The sequence below is a fragment of the Kitasatospora sp. NPDC034023 genome, from assembly GCF_055575795.1.
Genome location: NZ_JBVIRY010000054.1, coordinates 28,970 through 43,710, shown reverse-complemented (window position 1 = coordinate 43,710; position 14,741 = coordinate 28,970). Strand labels below are relative to the sequence as shown.

Sequence of the window (14,741 nt, the reverse complement as noted above, 5' to 3'; positions counted from 1 at the left end):
CGGCCCGTCCTCGCCCCAGGCCCCCGCGATCCGGCTGGTCGGGCCCACGAAAGCCAGCCCAACCCGCCGGAAATCGACCTAAATCACCGGTATTGGTACTAGGCCGTGTCTGACAATTGATCTTGTGGCAGGTCGAGGTGAGTTGACGGACGCGGCGTGGGGACGCGTAGAACCCCTGTTGCCGCAGGTGGACGGACGTGGCCGCCCGTGGCGTGACCATCGGCAGGTGGTCAACGGGGTTCTGTGGCGGTTGCGAACCGGGGCGCCCTGGCGGGACCTCCCTGAACGCTATGGGCCATGGCAGACCGTCTACGAGCGGTTCGCGCGCTGGGAATCGGACGGGACCTGGGCGAAGGCTCCTCGAACACGTCCAGGTCCGAGACGACGCGGTGGGCCGGATCGAGTGGACTGTCGCCGTCGACTCCATGATCAACCGGGCCCATCAGCACGCGGCCGGCGCCCGAAAAAAGGGGCCGCAGACGGGGACAAACTGGAAGATCCGGGCCGCTCACAGACCCGCCAGGCCCTCGGCCGGTCCCGAGGCGGACTGACCACCAAACTCCACCTGGCCGTCGACGGCCGCGGCCTGCCCCTCTCGATCGTGCTCACCCCGGGCAACGCCAACGACGCCACCGCGTTCGGCCAGGTCCTTGACGCCATCCGGATCCCGCGCCCCGGCGCCGGCAGTCCGCGCACGACACCGGACCGAGTACTGGGCGACAAGGCCTACTCCAGCAAGGCGATCCGCCACCTGCTCCGACGCCGGGGTATCGCTGCCACCATCCCCGAGCGCCGCGACCAAGAGGCCCACCGCCGGCGGCGCGGAGCCCTCGGTGGCCGACCACCTACCTTCTACAAGGAGATCTACCGCGAACGCAACGTGGTCGAACGATGCTTCGCCCGCCTCAAGCAGTTCCGCGCGATCGCCACCCGCTTCGACAAACTCGCCGACCGCTACCGTGCCGGAGTCGTCCTGGCCTCGCTGATCCTCTGGCTCCGGGAACCAGTCGGGTAATCACCTGGCGTCTCCCGGCTACCGTTGTTCGGCCGCTCGGCGAACGGCAGCGCGGATTTCCTCGTCGGGCTCGTTCCGTCTGAGCACGGCTTTGAGAGAAACCTGCGCTGCCTCACGCACCTCGGGATCCGGGTCGGAGAGGGCACTGGCGATGATCGGCGCGTGTGCCACGGCGTCGGGGCCGAAGATGCCGAGGCCCTCGATCCCTGCGCGCCTGAACATCGGATCCTGTGCCGCTGTAGCCGAGACAAGTAGTTCCAGAGCCTCAACCGGTGTCTCCGCGCACAGTAGCGCAAGGCCGAACAGAGCCTGCTCGAACTCCGCGGTGTCGTGGCGGGCGGCTGCGGCGAGCCGCTTCAGCGCCTCGCTCACCGCCGACGGGCCGGCCGCACGAAGGCTGAGCTCGTCGGCCCGGGGCGGGGCGGTGTCGTCGTCCATCCGGCCATCCTGCCAGGAACAGAATCCCGCTCCCCAAACCTGGGGAGCGGCTGGCCCGGTCGCAGCGAGCGACCCGCTGGGCCTTCAGACAGCGGACAACGTGGCCTCACGAGCAAGCCATATGATCATTTGTCAGACACGGCCTAACCGATAACCCCAGCTCAGACACACTGTGCCTGGTCACAATCAATGAGCGCGGACCGCGCTCGGTGTGGCCGGTTCTCGTGTCAGCCCGCGAACTCGTGCACGCCCCACCAACCGCTGGAGTCGTGGTAGAGGCCGACGCCGATCTGCGTGTAGCGGGGGTTGATCTGAGCGGCGTGGTGCCCCGGGGACTCGGTCCACATCTTCTGGAACTGCTCGGCGGCTTGTTCCCCGGTGAGCGAGGCGTCGCTCCACATCACGATGCACTCTCCGGTCAGCGTCCGGCTGCCGGTGAGGCTGGGTCCGGCACCGGAGGCGTTCTCCGAGTGGGCGAACCCGGTCTCGCGCATGTGGCGGGCCCAGTTCGCGGCGAACTCCGTCAGGTCGTTCTTGACGACGAGGGCCGGGACACCGTTGCGGGCACGCTCCTCGTTGATCAGCTTCAACGAGAGCGCCTCGGCGCTGCCCGCAGTCCGGTCCGGCCCGGTGGTGTCGGGGTTCGCCGGGGCCGGGGCCGGGGCGGATGTCGTGTGGCCGGGGTTCGCCGGGGTCCTGCCCGACGCCGCGTTGTCCGTGTTCGGCTGGGCCTTGGCCGGTGCTCCGGTCGAGGTCCGGGTCTGGGCCTGGGTCGGAGCCTGGGTCCCGTTCTGGCCCGGCGGTTGGGTCGAGGTCTTCGCCGTGGCCGGGCTGGAAGGGTCCTTGGTGGCCACCGGGGTGGTCGGTGCGGGCGGGGCGGGCGGGGCGGGCGGCGGCGTTGTTTCCCGGCTGGCCGCGGAAGCGGACGCCGACGGGGAGGAGACGGCCGCCGCCGCCTTCGCCGGGGCGGCACCTGCCGTGTCCGTGACGGATCCGCCGTTCTGCGGACCGCACGCGCTCAGCGCGGCGCCTATGACTCCGGCGGCCAGGACTGCGGTAATCATCTGCCTTGGACGAACAGACTGCATGAAACAGGCTCCTTGGGTTCTCCTGGCCGCTTGGAGCGACTACGCGCCGTACCACCACGCGCGCCACCCCGACCAGCCGACGCCTCTTGCGCCGACATCACAGGAGACCGCCGGGCTCGGCGGAGATAACACCTATTGAGGAGACCGTGGTCTTCGCCACCCGGATGCTCTCCCTTCCGCTCCCTCGGGCTCCGCACAACTCTTTCGAGGACGCGGCGGTCCAACTCCTCGACGCCGCCGGGGAGTCCGGGCACCGGCTCCTCGCCTTCCCGGCCCGGCGCCCACCCATCGCACCTCAGGAGGACAGCCGTGACCGGTCCCGCCCCCACCCGGAGACACCGCCACGCCGCCCTGCTCGCCCTCGCCACCGCCCTTCCGGTGGCCGCCCCGGGCACCGCCCACGCCGAGCAGATCCCCCGCTACACCTCCGCCTTCGAACTGCGCAACCAGGCGACCGGCAAGTGCCTGGAGGTCGCCGACTGGCGCACCGACGACGGCGCACCCGTCCGCCAGTGGACCTGCCACGGCGGCGCCAACCAGGCCTGGACCGGGCTCCAGCCCCGGATCAACTTCTGAAACCGCTTCCCGGACGACGGCGCGCCATGATCGAGCGCCCGGGCTGTCCGAGCGGTGCTGCGCTTGCACCGCCGGCACCCTACGGAGTTCGCAGACGCCCGGAAGCGCGAACTCGACCTCCGTCGCTCAGGGAGTCACCAGGCCGATCCCGCCCGCCGCAAGCTTGGATGTCCGTCGTGACGAGATCGGCTCCGCACGCGAGCACGCCCCGGGCCAGTTGCCTGGTCCGGGGCGTGCTCGGGGTCGGTTACCCGGTCAGGCGACCGTGAAGCTGTACGTGGTCGCGGCCGAGCGGTTGCCGGACGGGTCCGCGGCGGTCACCGAGAGGGTGTGCGCCGTCCCGCCGGCCAGCCCGGTCACTGGATGTCCGGCGTGTTGTGGAAGGCGTCCAGGGTGACCGCTGCGCCGTCGTCCAGTGTGTACTGGAAGGACGCGACCCGGCCCCGGTCGTCCGAGGCGCGCAGAGTGAGGCGGACCGTGGGGGCGCTCACGGTGGCGGCGGTGGGGCTCGCCAGATTCGCCGTGCCGTTCCCGTCGACCAGCAGGCTGCCGTCCGCCCAACGGTAGAACGTCTTCCACCCCCGGCTCGGCCGTAGACGGCGCCTTGGGCGACGTCCACCAGGTCCGACAGGTCGCCGGCCGCCTTCACCGGGATGGAGCCGCCGAACTTGCCGTTGCCGTCGCCGGGGTAGACGAAGCCGCTGCCGGCGATCCAGCGGACCAGCAGGTCGTCGGCGTCGAAGTCTCCGCCGGTGATGTTCGCCGCGTCGGTCCGGGCACCGGCCGACCGGATCACGGTCGGGCTCGCGAAGGCGCCCCCGGTGTTGCCGGTGCCGCCGATCTCCTGGCCGGCCCCGAAGCCGCCGTTGCCGCTGCCGAGGTACTAGAGGGTCGCCCCGCAGTCCTGACGGGTGATCAGATCGGCCTTCCCGTCCTCGTCGACATCCGCGACCAGGGTGTCGGCGTTGTTGGTCCACCGACCGGGCGAGGCCCACTTGAGCACGCTGGGCGCGCCGAACAGCTGTGGGGTGTTGCCGGTTGAGGCGAGGAGCTCGGTTTGGCCGCCACCGGGTGTCTTGGAGTCGTACTGGTTGATCCGGTGCAGGACGACGTCGGCCTGGCCGTCTTTGGTGAAGTCGCCCGCCGTGATGTCCTCGACGGCCTTCCAACTGAAGGTCGGCTGGTGCAGGTAGGGGGCCAGGCGCGGCCGTCGGTGATCTGCGAACCCGCCGCGAAGCCGCCGCCGCCCGTGCCCTGATAAACGGTGACCGAGCCGTCCACGCCGCGTAGCAGTAGGTCGGCGAGGCCGTTCCCGTTGAAGTAGCCGGCGGTCACCCTCGCGGCGTCGTACCAGCCGTTGCTCCCGGAGACCAGCTGCTGCCCGGCGTCGACGCTGCCGTCGCTCTTGCGCCCGTAGCGCATGACGGTGCCGTTGGCGTAGCGCAGCACCATGTCCGCGCCGCCGCTGCCGGTGAAGTCGCCGGCCGTGCGGCTGACGGCGTTGGCCCAGGTGTTGGCGGAGCCGACGGTGGCCGGGCTGTCGAAGACCTGCGGGGCCGGCGGGGCCTGGCTGTCGGGGCTCCAGTTCAGCGTGGTGCGGTACATCAAGTGGTCCTGGTAGCTGACGTCCTGGCCGCCGTCCGTCACCATGCCGGTGTCCGCCTGCGCCGTGGTGAAGTCGGCACTGCTGCTGAAGATGTAGTCGAACTTGCGGGCGCTCTGGACCGGGTTGGTCTACGAAGTGGTGGTCATCTCACCCGAGCGGCAGCTCGCGAGTTGGCGGCAGGCTGGGGCGAAGAAGGCCCGGCGGTCTTCGTGCACGCGGTCTCCGTGAATCCGCCCAGCGAGGATAATTGGAATATTGTATTCATGATGGCCCGTTCGGGTGAATCCGCGCATTCTCTGATGACATCCCCGCAAACCATTGACACTATCGAGAATAAGTATTTCGCGGGATAGAAGCCCGTGGAGTCACGCCCTCACTGGAGGTTCGCCATGACCAACTGCCCTGCTGTTGACGCCCGGGCCGCTCTCACGTTCCTCCAGAGCAGCCGGCTGATAAACATGGACACCACTCTGGAGCAGCTGGTCAGTGCGACCGCCGCGCTCGGAGAAATCTCCGGCTATGTACTGGCCTGGGACAAGTACGTGCTCGTCGTCCCGTCCGTGGCCGAGGAATCTGCGCAGGCCTAGTTTCGGACCGCTCCGTACCGGGGCGCGCCAGGCGAAAAGCAAGGCCAGGTGAAATCGACTCATCAGGGGGCGGCTGTGGCTGACATGTGGCGCATGGTGGAACACGGAGCGGTCTCCTGGCTGGCCGCGCACCGCACCCGCTTCGACCCTGACGCCGCCGATGAGGGGCGCGTACTGTTCGTCCGCAAGGCGCTCGTCGAGGTCGCGTTGCTGGTCGGACTGCGCGCCCGGGCGGAGTCCGGATCCTTCGACGACGCCGACTACCAGATGCTGTTCGACCAGGTCACCGCGGTGGCGGCTCGAGCCTCGTACCGTGAGCTCGTCGCACGCGACGAGCGGGCCCTGCTCTTGTATGCGGGCACGTATGCATCACAGCGGCTGTGCGGGCAGCGCGACAGCGAATTCGAGCGCCTCATCGGCCAAGCGGTCTCCGGGCGCTATGCGGCCTGTTTCGAGCGAGTTCCCTTCCGACAGCTGGATCTGCTGCACACGCTGGAGTTGGCCGGAATCGATCACGGAATGCCGGTGGCCGACGCTGTACTGTCTTTCTCCCTGCTCTGCGCGAATCCGTCCGTGCTGAAGCTGAGCGATGGCGATATTTACGCGATCACGCATACTGTGTTCTACGCCACCGATTTCGGTCGGCGTGTCCCCCGGTGGCCCACCGGATTCGATCTGCCGCAGGCCGTGGAACTGCTGGAGGCGCTCAGCCTTCTGTGCCGCCAGAGGGAGAACGCCGACCTCGTCGCCGAATTGCTCTGCTGCCTGCTGTGCCTGGGGATCCGGGACTCATCAGAGACGGAACGGGCATGGGCGTTTCTCGCCGATGTACAGGAACCCAGCGGGCGGGTCGCCGGGCCGGAGGGCGTCCTCCCGCCGGAACTCGAGAACGGCGATGCGGAATACCGAGGCTGGGCCACCGGCTACCACACCACGATCGTCGCAGCGCTGGCCGGCCACATCGCCCGCGACGCAGCCGTGATCCGGCGGCCGAGCCCCCCACCTCCCCGGTCCGCCGGCAAGCGACGACTTGAAGCTGCGATCCGGCGTGCCATCGCCTGGCTGACCGACGACGCTCTCGAGTTGCCCTTCGACGACGCAGTTCCGGCAGCGGGCGCGGCCTCGCGAGCCGCACGCTCGGTGGGGGAGCCTCAACTCGCCGCCCGGACTCTCACGCATCTCGTGCAATGTGCCGAAAGCGCCCTCGCCCAACCGGTGGCCTGGGGGAAGCAGGGCGTCGACGCGGTTGCCGAGTGCGCGCGAGGCCTGTCGGCCTGCGAATTGGCCTGCGACTCCCTCGACCGGTTCCTGACGGACACGGCAGGAGCGCTCACCGGACTCACCGCCGTTCCCACGACCGCCGCCGGCGGAGTCCGGCGACTTCAGGACCTGGGCCGACTCACCGCGCAGCAGGCGGACTCCCTCCTCGCCTCCACGGACCCCGCGAGCCTGCTGGCCGAGGACCATGCGCCCGCGGTCACTGCCGTGGCCTTGGCGCAGTATGCCGACGGCCAACCGCTTCGCCTCGGCGACGACGCCTCCGCCTGGCATTCCGTCGCGGAGCGGTTCGCGGCCGCGCTGCCGACCGCCTGCCGGAGTTACCGACTCGAGGAGGTCGCCGCGCTCCTTCAAGGGCTGGGGGTGCTCGGCTGGGCCGATCACCGGATCACCCGCGACGGAACCGACTTCCTGCTCTGCCAGCAGCACCCCACCGGCGCCTTCGGCTACCCGGCGCGCGACGACCACCAGGAGCGGGCGACGGCGCAACGCATCTGGACCCGGAGTTGCGTCGTCGCCCTTTCATACCTGTACAACCTGTACGACGAGTGAGCACCCCACCGCTCGCCACGTCCGCCCGGTGCGGTTCCGCTGCGCTCCGCCCGCTGGACGTACTGCCAGTCGGTGGGACGGCGGATCTCCAGGCGGTCGGCGGTCTGGGAGGCCAGGAAGCGGCTTCGGCCGACGACCTCGCCGGAGAGATCGGCATGCACGCGATCCTCCAGTCGGTCCTGGGCAGCGGCGCGGGCTCCGATCTCGGCTGCCAGTAGGCCTCCCCGATCAGCCGACAGCAGGGACCGGGATGGCCGGCTCATGCGGGAGAGCAATGCATTCGTATGTGCCCGGTCGAGCGCCCGAGTTGGCCGTTCAGAAGGTTGTGTTGCCGGAATCGCCGTCGCGGGTGACCTACTTGATGCTGCTGAGGAGGCGACTGCGAACTGGTACGCACGTTCAGGCGACCGTCCTCCATCCAGGCGATCGAGCCGTGGGTCTCTCTCCAGGTGCGCGTGCTGCACGCGCGGGGAGGAGTACGTGCCCTCGTGGATCACGTCGGCGTCGGCGAATCCGGCATCGACGTCACCGATGTGCGAATGGATCTCCAGCAGGATGTGGACCGGATCCCGGACGAAGGGGTCGTCCGTGCCGTGCAGCTGCGGCACCCCCTCGGCCATCGCCTCCTCGGGGTCGAACACGGCCGGCATGACGTCGTAGTCGACGACGCCCCTCCGGCAGCCGGCGTGCTGGTGACAGGCCTCGGCGGCGTCGGGGCCTGTTCCGCGCCCTACCACTCGGCCGGTTGTCGATTCGTGATACAGCTAGGACAGCAGGGGTGGTTGGTGGCCGATCGGAGGGGAAGGCCCATGACGGAGCAGCGAGTTGTGATCGTGACCGGGGGTGGCACGGGAATCGGCGCGGCCACCGCGAGGCTGTTGCGGGAGGGCGGTCACGAGGTCGTCGTCTCCGGGCGGCGAAGCGAGCCGCTGGAACGCGTCGCCCGGCAGACCGGCGCACTGGCCCACCCGGCCGACACGACGGACCCCGCCGCCGTGCGCGACCTCGTGGAGAGCACCGTCGCCACCTACGGGCGCCTCGACGGACTGGTGGTCAACGCGGGCGTCGGCCGCGGCGGCGGCGTCGGCGATACCTCCGACGAGGACTGGGACCTGGTGCTGCGCACCAACCTCACCGGCCCGTTCCTGACGATGCGCGCGGCCCTGCCGCACCTGCTGCGGGCCCGCGGAGCCGTCGTCGCCGTCGCCTCCGTCTCGGCGCTGCGCAACGGCGTGCGCAACGCCGCCTACGCCGCCTCCAAGGCGGCTCTGCTGCAGCTGTGCAGCTCACTGGCCGTCGACTACGGCGCGAGCGGGCTGCGCGCCAACACGGTGTGCCCCAGCTGGGTGCGCACCGAGATGGCCGACCGCCGGATGGCCCGCTTCGCCGAGGAGGCGCAGCTGGGCGACGGCGACGCCGGCGAGGGCGCGGCCTACACCGAAGCCACCCGGCTGCTCCCGGCGGGTCGTCCAGCCGACCCGCGCGAGGTCGCCGAGGCCATCGCCTGGCTGCTGTCCCCGGCCGCCTCCTTCGTCAACGGCGCGACCCTCACCGTCGACGGCGGCGCCACCGCCCTGGACCCGGGCACCCTGCCCTTCGCCTACCGCATCGACCCGCGTGAGTCCGACGGCTGACCCCTGGCCCAGCCTTCGGCGCGGCTGGTGGCCCGGAATTCGGCGAGGGTGTCGGAGAGGTGGTCGTGGACGGTCCTCGGGCTGCGTCAGCCCCTGCTCGGCGAGGTGGGTCGACTCCTGATCGCGGGTACGAGACGAGCGGCTACAGCAGGAGCCGATACCGGGCCCCGGACGCGGCCCCGGGGCACTACGTCGTCAACCTCCAGGAACTGACGGCGAGCTCCCGTCCGGCCCTGCCCTTCCGGACGGGACGGGTTCGCGTGCGCGCCCCACAGTCGTCGATCGCTTCTCCCCGTCAGATCGCTTTCCCGGAACGTGAGTTAGTGGGATCACGTCACTTCCGGCAGTGACCTGCACCCTGCCGATGGGACCGTCGATGAAACCGCTGTCCGTCGCCGATCCGTGCGCGGTCGGGCCGCACCTTCTGCTGGCGTGCCTGGGCGGCGGCGGGATGGGGAGGGTGTTCCTCGGCAGGTCGCCGGCGGGTTGACCATCGCGGTGAAGGTGGTCCGGCCGGAACTCGCGGAGGACGCGCGATTCCGGCAGCGGTTCGCCCAGGAGATCGAGGCCGTCCGACGCGTAGGGATCGCGAACCCGGCCACCGGGCGAGGGACGCTGCGGGACACTTCGCTCACAAGAGCCCGTCAAGGTCTGGCACTCCGCGCAGCTATGCCCGCCGCATCGTCGGTATCCGTCCGACAGCCGTCGCGGACCTGATCCGCGAACGGCCGGTAAACGCGGGCGGGGTCCGGCACCTATGTAGGTGCCGGACCCCGCCCGACGGTGGAGCGCCAGGCCCGGGTCGCACGGACTCTTCCTACTGAAAGTAGGACGTGCTCTGGTAGCACCGCTGACGCCGGACTTCGTCTCGATCCGCATCATCACCGGCGACGTGGCGCGCCTCGTCGAGTTCTACGAGCGAGCCACGGGGGCACGGGCGACGTGGGCCACCGAGGAGTTCGCCGAACTCAGGACCGCGGGCGCCAGCCTCGCGATCGCCGGGACCCGCACCGTCCCGTTGTTCGCCCCGGGCTCTGCCCATCCGGCGGACAACCACAGCGTGATCACCGAGTTCCTCGTCGACGACGTGGACCGCGTTCACCAGAACCTGACCGACTTCGTCACCGACTTCGTCACCGAGCCCACCACGATGCCCTGGGGCAACCGGTCACTGCTGTTCCGCGACCCCGACGGCAACCTCGTCAACCTCTTCACCCCCGTCACCCCGGCGGCCATCGAGTAGTTCGCAGTACGGGGTGCCCGGTCTGCCGGTGGTGGCAGTCGGCGTCGTGCCGGTGTCGTTCCGGGGCCTCGGGCTCCGGTCCGGCGGAGCATCTGGACCACTGCCGCGTTGCCGGCGGTGCTCTGCGGCGCAGGGAGGCCCGGGGACGGCGCCGGGCTCGCGGCCTGGGGTCGGCGGGCCGATGCCTTGCCTTTCCGTGCCTCGGCAGACCGGGCCCGTTCTTCGGCGTGCATGGGACCGCTCCCTCGGCGAGCGGGCGATTCCCCTCTGGATGCCTGAGGCGGGGGCGGTCGGACCACGTACACGAGGGCAGAGCAGCGGCAACGTGCGTGGGCTGTATGGGTGGGTGGGGCGGCGGATCGGCGGGTGGGGCCGGTCAGTAGTTGTGGTGGATCTGCCAGTAGGCCCAGGCCTGGTTCGGGCTGCCGTAGCGGCTGTTCATGTAGTCGTAGGCCCACTTGATCTGGGTGGCCGCGTTGGTCTTCCAGTCGGCGCCGGCGGAGGCCATCTTGTTGCCCGGCAGTGCCTGGGCCAGGCCGTAGGCGCCCGAGGAGGGGTTGGTCGCGGTGACGTTCCAGCCGCTCTCGTGGGAGATGATCTGGTCGAAGGAGGCGAGCTGGTCGGCGGGGACGATGCTCGCGGCCAGCGACTGCGGGGTGGTGGCCGAGGCGGCGGTGGGGACGATGGCGGCGCCGATCGCGGCGATGCCGACGGCGGTGGTGAGCAGGGCGGCGGACTTGCGCATGCGGGCGGAGATCACGGGCATGTGGGAGTTCGACCTCAATCGTGGGGGTGCCTGGCCCCGCGGCTCGGCGGGCCCAGCAGGGCCGGCGGGCGGGAGTCGGCACCGGGGCGGTCACGAGTGGTGACCGCCGAACGGGAGCTGCGGCAGCGGATGGAACCACCGTCGCAGCCGGCGACTGAGCCATTGTTAGCGGGGGTGGCGGCCGGTTCCAAGGGGTGCCCGCTACGACGCGGCGTCGTAGCCGAGCCGGGCGAGCGTGCCCGTCGGACGCGGGCCGGTACCCGTCGACCGGGTGGTCAAACCTGACCGGATCTGGACTTTTGTGGCGATTTGTACCGGTTTGAGCTGCGGAAACAACGGAGGCCCGGCCGCAGGCGCGGGAGCACGGCAGCGGCGGCGGTCGGCCGGGCCGGCGCCGGGGGCGGGGCCGGGGAACGTCCTACTAGGAAGGGTAGGAGGTGGGCGGGGCGCGTGAGAACCGTCACGGGCCACCCCGGTCCGGCACCCGCCTCAAGGGGATCCAGATCACATCGCGGGTGACTGTCGGCAACCACCTGGTGGCGCCGACGCGCGTTCGACTCGAGCCCCGATTCCTGCCAGACCTGGACGCCCATGGCCCGGGCGTGCCGTTTCCCGAGCTGCCGGAGGCGGGCGGCCGGGCGCGTACTGCGGGCCTGGGCATGTGCCAGGTCGACTTGGAGCGAGGCCCGACCCGCCGGCGATCCCGCGCCGCGGCCCTCGAGCCGCGTGGGTAGGACCGGTCCATCTCGGTGATGGCCCAGTATCGATGTGGCGTGCCGTTCCTGTGCGTGGCAGCATGCGGCCATGTCGACGAGCGAACCCCCCGAGACCGTGGCCGAGGCAGTGCGGGAACTGCGGGAGATCGCCCACTCTTGGGTCGACGGCCGGCATGGCGACCCGGAGCTCCTGGTCGAAGCCGCACTGCGTGCCCTGAGCGCAGGCGTCTACACACCGTCGCTGCTGCACCTCGCCGCGTTGAGCCGCCTCGAGCACGAGCAGGCCTCGGAGCTGTTCGGCCAGGTGATGGAGGAGCTCGGATTCGGCTTCCACCCGCCCGAAGGCTACTGGGAGAGCCGCCTGGCGCTCGCCCGCTGGTGGGCCACCGAGATCGTCGGCGGGTGGCTCGACCCCTTCGAGGGCACCTCGCTCATCCTCTACGAGGTCGCGGAGGCCTACGGACGGTGCGAGGAGTTGGCTCCCGTCATCGGCGCGGCGACCGGGCACTGGGAGCGCGGCGGGCAGCAGCGGTCCCCGCACGAGATCACCGCAGACCTGACACGGGTCGCCCAGGAACTCGTGGCCCGCATCCCGCCGCCCGTCCGCCCCTGACAGCACGCGTCACCGACGCCCGCACCCGCGGCGAGGCCTGCGGCCCGCCCAACCCCCTCCCCGCCCCGGGGCCGGCGACGAGCAGACCGCGACGCAGCTGGCGGCCTGCGCCCGAGTGTGGGAACGGGCGGCGAGGGAGCAATGGTCAAGACCTGTGGACGAGATGACGCGCGGAGCAGGCTGCGGTGATGGTTCTTTGAAGTTCCCCACCCCCGGGCTATGAGTGCGGACAGACCTGCGCGCCCAACTTTCCCTCCACCGCGCTGACTTGCGGACAGCCCGTAAAGGGGTCGCGGGTGCCGTCGTCCGGATGATGAGGTGGCACGGTGACCCATCATGATGAGGCGGCGACTGTCCGACCGTTGACACTGGCCTGGGTGGGTCGGCACCTGGAGGCCGGCGAGCGGATCGTCGGAGTCGAGGCGCTGCACGGCGGCGCCACCGCTGACATGCGGAGGCTGACCATCGGCACGCGGGCCGGAGGCACCCGGCACCTGGTGCTGCGCTCCTTTGTCGACCCGACCCGGCAGGGGCCGGCCGAGGACCTCCTGCACAGGGAGGCCCACGCCCTGACCACGCTCACCGGAACCGGCGTGCGGGCTCCCGGACTCGTTGCCGTCGATCCGACCGCCGCGTACTGCGAGTACCCCTCGCTCCTCATGACCCACCTGCCGGGCCGGACGGTCCTCGACGACGAGGGGCTGGAGGCGCGCCTGCCCCTGCTGGCCCGTCAACTCGTGGCGGTCCACGCGGTGCGGCCGCCCGTCCGGCCCTGGGAGTACGTGGCGCTGACGACCGCCGACACTGTCGTGACCCCCGAGGGCGCCGACGTCGCGGTCTGGGCCGCCGCGATCGACGTGATCCGCAGGCCCGCGCCGCGCTACGAAGGGCGGTTCCTGCACCGGGACTTCCAGCCCGGCAACGTGCTGTTCGACCTGTCGCCCGAGGACCCGGCCGGTGCCGCCGGTGCCCGGATCACCGGCGTCGTCGACTGGGCGGCGGCCTCCTGGGGCCCGGCGGACCTCGACGTGGCGCACTGCTCCACCAATCTCGCGCTGCTGCACGGGCCGGCGTGGGGCTTGCGCTTCACCGAGGCGTATCAGGAGGCCGGCGGGATGCTGGCCACGGCCGCGGACGAGCGGCTGTACTGGCAGGTGCGGGAACCATTGGCGTTCTCGGAGGAAGTGCAGTGGGTGGCGCAGCCGTGGCGGGAGACAGGACGGACCGAGCTGACGACACGAACTGTGGAGGAGCGGCTGGATGCCTATGTCACCTCCCTGATGGACGCGCTGGGCTGAGCCAAGGCGGTCCGGGGCCCGGCCCCGACCTCATCGTTTACCGGTCAACCAAGTGGGGAGTCGAGCAAACCCTGGGGAGTTTCGGTCGGGCATCCCCATCAGCGGTGCCCAGCCGGGTCGGTCCTATGCTGACGGTCGTGCAGGTACTGGGTGTGAGCAGTGAGGACGAGATGGTCGCCTGCTTCTTGAGCGGCGAGCTGGCCAGCGGCAGGTTCGGCCGGAACCTCCGGTCTCATCTGGCGGCAGCCGGGCAGGCCGAGCAGTTGCTGACGCATCCGGACCTGTCCGACGCTGGAGCGAACTTCGCACGTCGCGCTCTGCTCGCCGCGACGCGCGGGTACGGCGAAAACCGTGACCTGTTCGAGAACTTCCCCGTTCACGTCACGTGGACCAGGGCACTCCTGTCCGCCGACGAGGCGGCCGGCGTGCGCTACCTCGACTATTCCTACTGGGTCGAACTGTCGGGTGGCAGCCGCCGGCCGGCCGACGCGGCCGCACGCGTCAAGGCAGGTCTACGGGCGTTCGACGTGCCCAACGAACCGTTCGTCGATGCGGCCCACGCGTTCATCAGAGGCGAGCGATTTCCTCCGCTCATCCTCGTCGGAGAGCGGCAGGACGACCTGGTCTGCCTTGAGGGCCACCTGCGTCTGACCGCCTACGCCGTCGTCGGCTTCCCGACCGGCATCGAGTGCCTGATCGGCACCGCGCCGGCCATGGGACGCTGGGCGCGGTAGTCCAGTCGCACCAAGCTCTCGCCGCCCCAAATCAGCCTGGCTGAGGACAGGTCAGCTCAGCCATGGGTCGGCTGGTGGCTCCTTCAGCCGATCAAGCTGCCTGCTCCTCGCGTTCGACGAGGACACCGTTCTCGAAGCATGCGCCGGCGCGAACCAGCGGCACCAGATGGGCACCGGCGATCGCACGCCACACGACCAGATCGACTCCCGGCCCTGGTCGGCGATGACGATCCGACAGGTGGCGAACCGGACCCGGAAGGCTCGCCGGTTGAAGCCCGCGAAATCGGCGCCCACGGCGCCATGTCCGGATCACCTCCGGGCTCCAGTCCCTCATCCGCCGGGCGTCCGCGACGGCCGCGTCAACCATGCACCCGCCCAAGGGGTTTGCCGGCCGGCGGTCACGCGCCGGTCCCGGGTTGCGATCGGCTCTTCGGCGTCCGCGTCCGTGGACCCGTGGGCCGCGAACCAATAAGCGCCGGACGAAGACCCGACGCGTCGATCATGCACCACGCCACCGGCCCCGGGGCCCTGGCGGCAGCAGGCTGTAGCGGCCCGGAAACCCTCAGCGCTTGACAGGCTCTTGCCCGGGGGCGCGTA

19 protein-coding genes and 1 pseudogene are annotated in these 14,741 nt (G+C 70.5%); 14 read left to right on the top strand and 6 right to left on the bottom strand.

All coding sequences use genetic code 11. The features are described from left to right. The first annotated feature begins 124 nt into the window (after nucleotides 1–124). On the top strand, nucleotides 125–1,015 hold the full coding sequence (locus ACZ52R_RS39990; protein ID WP_465755256.1) for an IS5 family transposase: 891 nt from the start codon (nucleotides 125–127) through the stop codon (nucleotides 1,013–1,015). Nucleotides 1,016–1,033: 18 nt separating this feature from the next. Here ACZ52R_RS39990 and ACZ52R_RS39985 read toward each other — a convergent pair whose 3' ends face one another. Together ACZ52R_RS39985 and ACZ52R_RS39980 are read right to left on the bottom strand one after the other, a co-directional pair. Beyond that, nucleotides 1,034–1,453 carry a HEAT repeat domain-containing protein gene (locus ACZ52R_RS39985; protein ID WP_465665379.1) on the bottom strand — a complete coding sequence of 140 codons (420 nt, stop codon included), beginning with the start codon at nucleotides 1,451–1,453 and terminating at the stop codon, nucleotides 1,034–1,036. A 227-nt stretch (nucleotides 1,454–1,680) separates the two neighbouring features. After that, nucleotides 1,681–2,043, bottom strand: a complete 363-nt coding sequence (locus tag ACZ52R_RS39980; protein WP_465624397.1) for a CAP domain-containing protein — start codon at nucleotides 2,041–2,043, stop codon at nucleotides 1,681–1,683. Between ACZ52R_RS39980 and ACZ52R_RS39975 the strand changes: the two genes are divergently transcribed. Next, nucleotides 2,030–2,680, top strand: coding sequence for a hypothetical protein (locus tag ACZ52R_RS39975; RefSeq protein ID WP_465755255.1), 651 nt, complete (start codon nucleotides 2,030–2,032; stop codon nucleotides 2,678–2,680). The two genes, ACZ52R_RS39980 and ACZ52R_RS39975, sit on opposite strands and share 14 nt — an antisense overlap. Nucleotides 2,681–2,850: 170 nt before the next feature. Beyond that, nucleotides 2,851–3,117, top strand: coding sequence for an RICIN domain-containing protein (locus ACZ52R_RS39970; protein ID WP_465755254.1), 267 nt, complete (start codon nucleotides 2,851–2,853; stop codon nucleotides 3,115–3,117). Nucleotides 3,118–3,473: 356 nt separating this feature from the next. On the opposite strand, the gene ACZ52R_RS39965 is transcribed toward ACZ52R_RS39970, so the two are convergent. Both ACZ52R_RS39965 and ACZ52R_RS39960 read right to left on the bottom strand, forming a co-directional pair. Beyond that, complete coding sequence (locus ACZ52R_RS39965) at nucleotides 3,474–3,608, bottom strand: hypothetical protein (protein WP_465624392.1); 135 nt, start codon at nucleotides 3,606–3,608, stop codon at nucleotides 3,474–3,476. Next, nucleotides 3,605–3,913, bottom strand: a complete 309-nt coding sequence (locus ACZ52R_RS39960; RefSeq protein ID WP_465755253.1) for a hypothetical protein — start codon at nucleotides 3,911–3,913, stop codon at nucleotides 3,605–3,607. Before ACZ52R_RS39960 ends, ACZ52R_RS39965 begins: the two co-directional genes overlap by 4 nt. 261 nt (nucleotides 3,914–4,174) lie before the next feature. Here ACZ52R_RS39960 and ACZ52R_RS39955 point away from each other — a divergent pair, with 261 nt between their 5' ends. From ACZ52R_RS39955 to ACZ52R_RS39930, 6 genes are all read left to right on the top strand, one after another. Further along, nucleotides 4,175–4,375: a hypothetical protein gene (locus tag ACZ52R_RS39955; protein WP_465755252.1), complete on the top strand. Its 201-nt coding sequence runs from the start codon at nucleotides 4,175–4,177 to the stop codon at nucleotides 4,373–4,375. Nucleotides 4,376–4,567: 192 nt separating this feature from the next. Next, nucleotides 4,568–4,738: a hypothetical protein gene (locus ACZ52R_RS39950; RefSeq protein ID WP_465755251.1), complete on the top strand. Its 171-nt coding sequence runs from the start codon at nucleotides 4,568–4,570 to the stop codon at nucleotides 4,736–4,738. Beyond that, complete coding sequence (locus ACZ52R_RS39945; RefSeq protein ID WP_465755250.1) at nucleotides 4,726–5,076, top strand: hypothetical protein; 351 nt, start codon at nucleotides 4,726–4,728, stop codon at nucleotides 5,074–5,076. The genes ACZ52R_RS39950 and ACZ52R_RS39945 overlap by 13 nt, the downstream gene beginning before the upstream one ends. A gap of 36 nt (nucleotides 5,077–5,112) precedes the next feature. Further along, nucleotides 5,113–5,310, top strand: a complete 198-nt coding sequence (locus ACZ52R_RS39940; RefSeq protein WP_465755249.1) for a hypothetical protein — start codon at nucleotides 5,113–5,115, stop codon at nucleotides 5,308–5,310. 84 nt (nucleotides 5,311–5,394) lie between these two features. Beyond that, on the top strand, nucleotides 5,395–7,140 hold the full coding sequence (locus ACZ52R_RS39935; protein ID WP_465755258.1) for a DUF6895 family protein: 1,746 nt from the start codon (nucleotides 5,395–5,397) through the stop codon (nucleotides 7,138–7,140). Next, entirely contained in the window at nucleotides 7,137–7,358 is a 222-nt protein-coding gene (locus ACZ52R_RS39930) for a hypothetical protein (protein WP_465665370.1), read from the top strand. Before ACZ52R_RS39935 ends, ACZ52R_RS39930 begins: the two co-directional genes overlap by 4 nt. A 155-nt stretch (nucleotides 7,359–7,513) precedes the next feature. Here ACZ52R_RS39930 and ACZ52R_RS39925 read toward each other — a convergent pair. Further along, a pseudogene (locus ACZ52R_RS39925) lies at nucleotides 7,514–7,823 on the bottom strand (molybdopterin cofactor-binding domain-containing protein); the annotation flags it as partial. A gap of 126 nt (nucleotides 7,824–7,949) precedes the next feature. Between ACZ52R_RS39925 and ACZ52R_RS39920 the strand changes: the two are divergent. Both ACZ52R_RS39920 and ACZ52R_RS39915 read left to right on the top strand, forming a co-directional pair. Next, entirely contained in the window at nucleotides 7,950–8,774 is an 825-nt protein-coding gene (locus tag ACZ52R_RS39920) for an SDR family NAD(P)-dependent oxidoreductase (RefSeq protein WP_465755248.1), read from the top strand. Nucleotides 8,775–9,624: 850 nt separating this feature from the next. Next, entirely contained in the window at nucleotides 9,625–10,017 is a 393-nt protein-coding gene (locus ACZ52R_RS39915; protein WP_465755257.1) for a VOC family protein, read from the top strand. Nucleotides 10,018–10,393: 376 nt separating this feature from the next. Here the strand turns inward: ACZ52R_RS39915 and ACZ52R_RS39910 are convergent, their stop codons facing one another. Next, a complete protein-coding gene (locus ACZ52R_RS39910) occupies nucleotides 10,394–10,783 on the bottom strand; it encodes an aggregation-promoting factor C-terminal-like domain-containing protein (protein ID WP_465665366.1) in 390 nt (129 codons plus the stop codon). 804 nt (nucleotides 10,784–11,587) lie between these two features. On the opposite strand from ACZ52R_RS39910, the gene ACZ52R_RS39905 reads away from it, so the two are divergent. The 3 genes from ACZ52R_RS39905 (at nucleotide 11,588) to ACZ52R_RS39895 (ending at nucleotide 14,144) form a co-directional block, all read left to right on the top strand. Continuing rightward, nucleotides 11,588–12,112 (top strand): hypothetical protein, encoded by a 525-nt coding sequence (locus ACZ52R_RS39905; RefSeq protein ID WP_465755247.1) that lies wholly within the window; start codon nucleotides 11,588–11,590, stop codon nucleotides 12,110–12,112. A 326-nt stretch (nucleotides 12,113–12,438) separates the two neighbouring features. Further along, entirely contained in the window at nucleotides 12,439–13,410 is a 972-nt protein-coding gene (locus tag ACZ52R_RS39900; RefSeq protein WP_465755246.1) for a phosphotransferase family protein, read from the top strand. Nucleotides 13,411–13,547: 137 nt separating this feature from the next. Beyond that, nucleotides 13,548–14,144 carry a hypothetical protein gene (locus tag ACZ52R_RS39895; protein ID WP_465755245.1) on the top strand — a complete coding sequence of 199 codons (597 nt, stop codon included), beginning with the start codon at nucleotides 13,548–13,550 and terminating at the stop codon, nucleotides 14,142–14,144. Nucleotides 14,145–14,741: the final 597 nt, after the last annotated feature.

Coding starts and splice junctions, on each gene's coding strand:
- ACZ52R_RS39935 (WP_465755258.1), top strand. CDS start 5,395: ATGTGGCGCATGGTGGAACACGGAGCGGTCTCCTGGCTGGCCGCGCAC.
- ACZ52R_RS39985 (WP_465665379.1), bottom strand. CDS start 1,453: ATGGACGACGACACCGCCCCGCCCCGGGCCGACGAGCTCAGCCTTCGT.
- ACZ52R_RS39920 (WP_465755248.1), top strand. CDS start 7,950: ATGACGGAGCAGCGAGTTGTGATCGTGACCGGGGGTGGCACGGGAATC.
- ACZ52R_RS39940 (WP_465755249.1), top strand. CDS start 5,113: ATGACCAACTGCCCTGCTGTTGACGCCCGGGCCGCTCTCACGTTCCTC.
- ACZ52R_RS39905 (WP_465755247.1), top strand. CDS start 11,588: ATGTCGACGAGCGAACCCCCCGAGACCGTGGCCGAGGCAGTGCGGGAA.
- ACZ52R_RS39910 (WP_465665366.1), bottom strand. CDS start 10,783: ATGCCCGTGATCTCCGCCCGCATGCGCAAGTCCGCCGCCCTGCTCACC.
- ACZ52R_RS39950 (WP_465755251.1), top strand. CDS start 4,568: ATGTCCGCGCCGCCGCTGCCGGTGAAGTCGCCGGCCGTGCGGCTGACG.